Here is a 6,385-nt window from a genome sequence, read left to right as displayed (position 1 = left end):
TTGCTCTTCAGGTTGGACTTGAACCAACGACCCTCTGATTAACAGTCAGATGCTCTAACCGACTGAGCTACTGAAGAATGAATGTTACTTTCTTTTGTTTTTGCTCTTCAGGTTGGACTTGAACCAACGACCCTCTGATTAACAGTCAGATGCTCTAACCGACTGAGCTACTGAAGAGTGTTTTCCTTAATTGCGTGGCAAAGGTACAAGGTTATTTTGAATTATGCAACAACTTGGCCGAAAAAATATTATAAAGGAGGGCTTTTTTTGCATTTTAGGGAATTGATGGTATATAATTGTGCTAGCAACACGGTTAAATTGTGTCCAGTTGTATATGTTTATCGGGATGATGTGTTAGCTTTTCATTTCATCATTCTAAAGCATGTCGGGCTGTCTGTATGAGGTTGCGTTTGTAAGCTGTTGAGTGGGATATTCATTATATATGTGTACTGACAGAAAGTTTATTGTGGACAATTGTGAAGTCGACGTGTTACGCGTCAGCTATGTAGGTTATGCCATTCAAGAAATTCCGGTTGCTTTGGGAAAGCAGATGCGGATCATTCTGGAAGAAGATATAGAAGTGTTGGATGAAGTGGTGGTGGTAGGCTACGGTACGCTGAAAAGAGTGAATTTGACTGGTGCCGTGTCGTCTGTTACTGCCGATGAGCTTGCCAGCAAGCCGGTCATGAGTACGGTGCAAGCGATTGCCGGATTGGCATCGGTGTACTATCAGTTTGAAACACGTACTTGGTCTCCTCATAACCGCTATTTCCTGATTCCGCAAAACGACATTAATGTCAATAAGAACTTGAAGCATATAGCTGCATCGGTTGTAAGATTAATAATCTTACAGCGTGAAGATTAATAATCTTTCGGTATGAAGATTAATAATCTTACAGGCAAGGCAGCCATGCGAATGGGATTGTCGGACTAAGCAAATGTTCTGGCTTGGCTTGGAAAAGCAACTGATGGACATATGAAGTGGAAGCTCCTTGGCACCGATTATTATCGGTAAGTATGTCTGTACTCTTGTGGTGTCATGCCGGTCAGTTTTTTAAACAAGCGATTGAAGTAGGAATAATCATCAAAAGCCAGTCGGAAAGAAATTTCTTTTACAGATAATGCTTCCGTAATCAGGAGCAGTTGTGCCTTTTCTATTTTTTTCTGGTTGATGTACTGGAGTGGGGTCATGTTCATTTCACTTTTGAAAAGACGGATGAAATGGTCTTTCGACAGGCAGGCGTTTTCCACCAGTGTGTTCAGGCTGATTGTTTCACCGATGTGCCTGTGTATGTATAAGACGGCTTTTACGATGCGGTTGTCTTTGGTCTCTATTTTCGATTTCGCTTGTTTGAACAGGCGGGCGAGCAGCTGGAGCACAATGCCTCTCGATTCCACTTTGTCGCAAAAAGCGCGTTGCCTGTTTTTCATCAGGCTTTTCATCAGGGTAGGATTGTTGTCGTAGGTGGATGGATCGGACTTCTGCAAGCTCATGTGCGGGTTTATTTCGCATAAGCGTTCAAATAACTGCAATTCCCATTTCCCTGTTGGTATCTCGAACGGAAAGTCCCATAATTCCAGCCAGTCCTCATCTGATTTATGGTCGTCGTAAATATGCAAGTAGTAATGCACGAAACGCGAATTGCAGATATAGGTATGTCGTGTAAAAGCAGGGATGAAGTATAAATGGTTGGGGTGTAATGTATATATACCGTCTGCAAATTGTATTTTAGCCTCACCTTCGGTAACATAATATAAACGGCTGAAAGGGCTGCTCACGTTCTTCCAGTTCCAGTCAGCATCTTGTATGGCTAAGCCCACATTCAATACTAAGGGGTGCAATTGGTCTACTTGTAAACTCATATTAATAGGTGTTTTTATATGGCTTTTTAAAGTTAACTTTTTTCTTTTTTTTGGTGCAAATTTATGAAATATAAATCGTTTTTGTTTTCGTTTGAAGATATAAAAATAACGGTTTGTCGATTTTATCCATAAACTTCCTGCTTTGTCCTATTGTGGTTTGCCGTATGTTCGTATCTTTGTTATCAGAAAAACACTAAACACTTATACGTATGAAAACAAAACTCTTGGTTGCATCTTTATTTTTATCTGCGGGGCTGTATGCCCAGACTTATCAGGTGCCTGTATCGGAAAGAGATGAACCGATGATGAAAGGAAAGTTCGAGCCTACGTGGGAGTCGTTGAAACAATACCAGGTGCCGGAGTGGTTCCGCAATGCCAAGTTCGGTATCTGGGCACACTGGGGACCGCAGTGTGTAGAAGGATCGGGCGACTGGATGGCACGTTCAATGTATATAGAGGGCTCTCCTGAATATGAATATCATGTAAAGCATTACGGGCATCCCTCGGAGTTTGGTTTCAAGGATGTTATTCCTCTCTTTAAGGCAGAACGCTGGGATCCGGACAAACTGGTGGCGTTTTATAAGAAGATAGGGGCGCAGTATTTCTTTGTGTTGGGAAATCATCATGATAATTTTGATTTATGGGATAGCAAATACCAGCCTTGGAACTCCATCAATATGGGACCGAAGAAGAATATCCTTGCCGGTTGGGAGAAGGCAGCCCGCAAATACGGATTGTATTTCGGAGTCAGTTTGCATGCCGACCATGCGTGGACGTGGTACGAAGTAGCCCAGCGGCATGACACCATCGGTCCCATGAAAGGCATCCCTTATGACGGGAAGCTGACCAAGGCGGACGGGAAAGGCAAGTGGTGGGAAGGCTATGACCCGCAAGACCTCTATGCACAGAACCATCCGCTGAGCGAGAACAGCTGGGATAATGGCATGATTCATCGCCAGTGGGGATGGGAGAACGGTGCATGTCCTCCTTCGCAAGAATTTGCAACCAATTTCTATAACCGCACGCTGGATGTCATCAACCGTTACAACCCCGATTTGTTGTATTTCGATGTGACGGTATTGCCTTTTTATCCGGTAAGCGATGCGGGATTGAAGATTGCCGCACATTTTTATAACCATAGCATAGCTACGCACAATGGCAAATTGGAAGCCGTAATGTTTGGTAAGATTCTGAACGAAGACCAGCGTAAGGCATTGGTTTGGGATGTGGAACGCGGAGCTCCCAACAAGGCGATTCCGGAGCCGTGGCAATCCTGTTCGTGTATCGGAGGCTGGCACTACAATACCTCCATTTATGAGAACAATGGCTACAAGTCGGCTTCGTATGTCGTAAAGCTTTTGATGGACATCGTGAGCAAGAACGGAAACTTGTTGCTGAGCGTGCCGCTCCGTGCCGACGGGACGTTTGACGAGAAGGAAGAAAAAATCCTGAACGAGTTCGGTGCCTGGATGGACATCAACAAGGAAGCCGTTTATGATACCCGTCCGTGGAAAGTGTTTGGCGAAGGACCGATAGCTGAAGAGGATATTCCGCTCAACGCGCAGGGTTTCAACGAAGGTTCGTATAACAAGGCAGACTCGAAAGAAATCCGTTTCACGCAAAAAGGTGATGTATTATATGCCACTGCACTTGGATGGCCCGAAAGCCATACCGTAATCATCAAGTCACTGGCGGCAGGTTCGGAATTGTATCCCGAAGAGATACACGAAGTGACTTTGCTAGGATATGGAAAAGTGCAGGCGGAACGTACCGCCGGGGGGCTTGCCATCACCTTGCCTGCTGAACCGCTCAACCAAATAGCTCCGGTTTTCCGCATCAGATAAAGACGGGTTGGGAGTCCACATAGATACGGCTTTTCATGAAAGTATATGCAGTCGCCGGTGAAGATACGTTTACCGGAAGGTTTAACTAAAATGTACAGAAGACAATGGATTACGAAGGATATCAAACAAAGGCATACGATATTCCGGTCAAACGTTATTGCCAGACGCTTGACTTGAAGGACAATCGCGCACTTATTGCCGAATACCGCAAGTTGCACAGCCGTGAATATGCATGGCCTGAGATACGGAGGGGAATCCGTGAGGTGGGTATCTTGGAGATGGAAATCTACATTTATGGCAATAAGTTGTTCATGATAGTAGAAACTCCGCTTGACTTTGATTGGAATGTAGCTATGAAACGGCTCGCTTCTTTGCCACGGCAGGCGGAATGGGAAGAATGTGTGACACGTTTTCAAGAGTGTCTTCCCGGAAGCACATCGGCAGAGAAATGGCATCTGATGGACCGGATGTTTTACTTGTATGACTGAGAAGCTGTTTTGAATTTCTCCAAAAAGTTTTTCTTGGCATGATGTATCCGTTTTCGTGTGTGCTTTGGGCGATTTTTTGGTCCTTTTCGCTCCTGTTCTTCGTCAGATAGCCCACTATCTTTCCTCATCACAGAAGCAAAATGCCTCAAAAACTCATCCCAAAATCATCGCACGATAAATTCAAAACTGCTTCTTATTGGGCGGATTTTCAGAATACATATCCGAACCCGAGGTTCAGGTAGATGGGATACATGGCGAATGTAATGGTTTCGAAATCTTTCTGAAAGATGTCGTTCAGTCCCCAGGTCAGGTCGGCGTGTACGGTAAGGTGCTTATAGGCACGCCATGAACCACCCACTTGCAATCCCCATTGGAAACGGCGGAGGTCTTCGGAAAAGTCATAGGTAGCGACGTTGTCACCTGTAAAGTTGACACGGCTTCCTGTAGCATCGGGAGTGCGCAGATGACCTTCGTAGACGTTCCCGTCGAAGTCACCGCTCATCATATATGACAGGTAGGGGCCGAATACCAGTTTCCAGCGTTCACCTATCTTATAGTTGGCAAGGATGGGGATGGTAAGGAGCGACATCCTTACTTTTGTTTCTACGCCACCTGTCCAAAGTCCTTGTATTTTTCCACCTGTCTCACTGAAGATTTCCATGCCATAGTTTTTCACCGTGGCTTGGGTGGTCATGCTCTTGCTGTCGAGGCGTAACCCTACGCTTACGCCCCATTTCTTGGCTTCGTCTATCCATTTGGTAGCGTTTCCTTCGATAGTGATGGCAAGCCCGGGGCGATAACTGTCGATGCTTCTGATTTCGTGTGGAAGTGGGAGTGGGGAAGTGCCTCCGAAGTTTACACCTGCCTTGAATTCGTATTCCAATCCGTGCAGGGATGACCAAAGCAAGCCTTTGTGTTCCGACCATTGTGCCTGTGCGATGCCTGTGCCGAATGCCAGGGCTACTGCTAAAGTTAATATGTATTTTTTCATGTTGTTTACGTGTTAAGGGTTATTCGCAGATTATTTCCACTTCGTCTATGTACAGTTCGCTTCCTACCGCTCCTCGGAAATAACCTCCTCCTCTGCTGGAGGCGAAAGCGATTGCAAGTTTGTATTTGCCGTTTGCCAGTCCTTCAGGGTCGACGGTCTTGCCGTTTTGTGCCTCGAATGATAAGTCGAAGTAAGTCCATTCATCGGTTTCTTTCATTTCTTGTTGGCCTTGTTCACCAATACGTGCCATCAGTACAATATTCGGGTTGATGCCTCCGGTCAGTGGGAAGAGGTCGCCATCCAGTGTATAGTCGCTGGTCTCAGCTTCGTAAAGCACTGCATAGATGTCGCCTATATCGGTTTGTCCGCTTAGTACTTCATTGTTTTCATCGGTGAATGTCTCACCTTTTTGGTATTTATACCATCCGGTTATGCGTTGGGGTATTTTGGTAAATGGGAAACCGAAGTGGGTAGCCTGTCGTGGAGCTGTGACGGCATTTTGTACGTCGAACGAGCCAACAAACAAGTTGCCACAAGCTATGGGCATTCCTAACGGGAGTCCGAAAGAGCCGGTGCTACGTGTAGTAAGACGTACGCATTTGCCGCTGTGGCCTATTGGATCCTGTACGGTAGGGTATTGCGTCTCGTCGAGTGCCATGCCGCTCAGTTCGTAGCCTGGGTTTCCGCTTGCCCACTGCATGATGCCCGACTCATTGGTGAGATAGAAAATATGATAGGGCGTAGTGGCGCGCAGGTTTTCGAACGAATAATGAGTGGGAAGTTCCATTTTGTTGATGCGGACTACATACGTGGCGGTTGTGTTTCCGTCTTCCGATGTCACGGTGAACCGGCGCAATGTGCGTTGGCTGAAATCGTAATACGGAGGCTGGTCGCCTGCTTCTGTTTCGTCGGCTTGAATGGTTGCGCCGTCGGCAAGCGTAAAGTTCAGTTCCTGCTGTGATACATCTGTACCGTCGAGCACATAAATTTCTATTTCTTTGTGGGTGGCATCTATGCTTGCCAGTTGGATGTTTTCGCCTGTGCAGTCATCGATGGCTGCTTCCACGTTCAGGGCTTCGTCTTGAATGCACGAAGACACCGCCAGGGTAAGAAGTAACCCTGCAAAGATTTTTCGGATATTCATAACATTATCGGCTTTAGCGTAATAACTCGGCAAAGATAATGAAATAAGTGTAACT

At 45.9% G+C, this 6,385-nt stretch carries 7 protein-coding genes and 2 tRNA genes; 3 read left to right on the top strand and 6 right to left on the bottom strand.

Annotation, left to right across the window (positions count from 1 at the left end):
• Positions 1–3: 3 nt before the first annotated feature.
• A tRNA-Asn gene (locus tag H9625_RS04380) sits at positions 4–77 on the bottom strand.
• 26 nt (positions 78–103) lie between these two features.
• A tRNA-Asn gene (locus H9625_RS04375) sits at positions 104–177 on the bottom strand.
• A gap of 265 nt (positions 178–442) precedes the next feature.
• On the opposite strand from H9625_RS04375, the gene H9625_RS04370 reads away from it, so the two are divergent.
• Complete coding sequence (locus H9625_RS04370) at positions 443–865, top strand: hypothetical protein (RefSeq protein WP_191763147.1); 423 nt, start codon at positions 443–445, stop codon at positions 863–865.
• 140 nt (positions 866–1,005) lie between these two features.
• Here the strand turns inward: H9625_RS04370 and H9625_RS04365 are convergent, their stop codons facing one another.
• Complete coding sequence (locus H9625_RS04365; RefSeq protein WP_191763146.1) at positions 1,006–1,863, bottom strand: AraC family transcriptional regulator; 858 nt, start codon at positions 1,861–1,863, stop codon at positions 1,006–1,008.
• 209 nt (positions 1,864–2,072) lie between these two features.
• On the opposite strand from H9625_RS04365, the gene H9625_RS04360 reads away from it, so the two are divergent.
• Both H9625_RS04360 and H9625_RS04355 read left to right on the top strand, forming a co-directional pair.
• The gene (locus H9625_RS04360) at positions 2,073–3,707 is read left to right on the top strand and encodes an alpha-L-fucosidase (RefSeq protein ID WP_191763145.1); all 1,635 of its coding nucleotides are present in this window, start codon (positions 2,073–2,075) and stop codon (positions 3,705–3,707) included.
• A gap of 104 nt (positions 3,708–3,811) precedes the next feature.
• Positions 3,812–4,195, top strand: coding sequence for an L-rhamnose mutarotase (locus tag H9625_RS04355; RefSeq protein ID WP_022040234.1), 384 nt, complete (start codon positions 3,812–3,814; stop codon positions 4,193–4,195).
• Here H9625_RS04355 and H9625_RS04350 read toward each other — a convergent pair.
• The 3 genes from H9625_RS04350 to H9625_RS04340 form a co-directional block, all read right to left on the bottom strand.
• Positions 4,180–4,323: a hypothetical protein gene (locus tag H9625_RS04350; RefSeq protein ID WP_162614442.1), complete on the bottom strand. Its 144-nt coding sequence runs from the start codon at positions 4,321–4,323 to the stop codon at positions 4,180–4,182. The two genes, H9625_RS04355 and H9625_RS04350, sit on opposite strands and share 16 nt — an antisense overlap.
• Before the next feature lie 80 nt (positions 4,324–4,403).
• The gene (locus H9625_RS04345; RefSeq protein WP_022041109.1) at positions 4,404–5,186 is read right to left on the bottom strand and encodes a porin family protein; all 783 of its coding nucleotides are present in this window, start codon (positions 5,184–5,186) and stop codon (positions 4,404–4,406) included.
• Between the two features lie 19 nt (positions 5,187–5,205).
• Entirely contained in the window at positions 5,206–6,330 is a 1,125-nt protein-coding gene (locus tag H9625_RS04340; protein WP_087210754.1) for a PCMD domain-containing protein, read from the bottom strand.
• Positions 6,331–6,385: the final 55 nt, after the last annotated feature.

Origin of the sequence: Phocaeicola intestinalis (assembly GCF_014837065.1) — a bacterium.
GTDB lineage: Bacteria > Bacteroidota > Bacteroidia > Bacteroidales > Bacteroidaceae > Phocaeicola > Phocaeicola intestinalis.
This window is presented reverse-complemented; position numbering and strand designations above follow the sequence as displayed.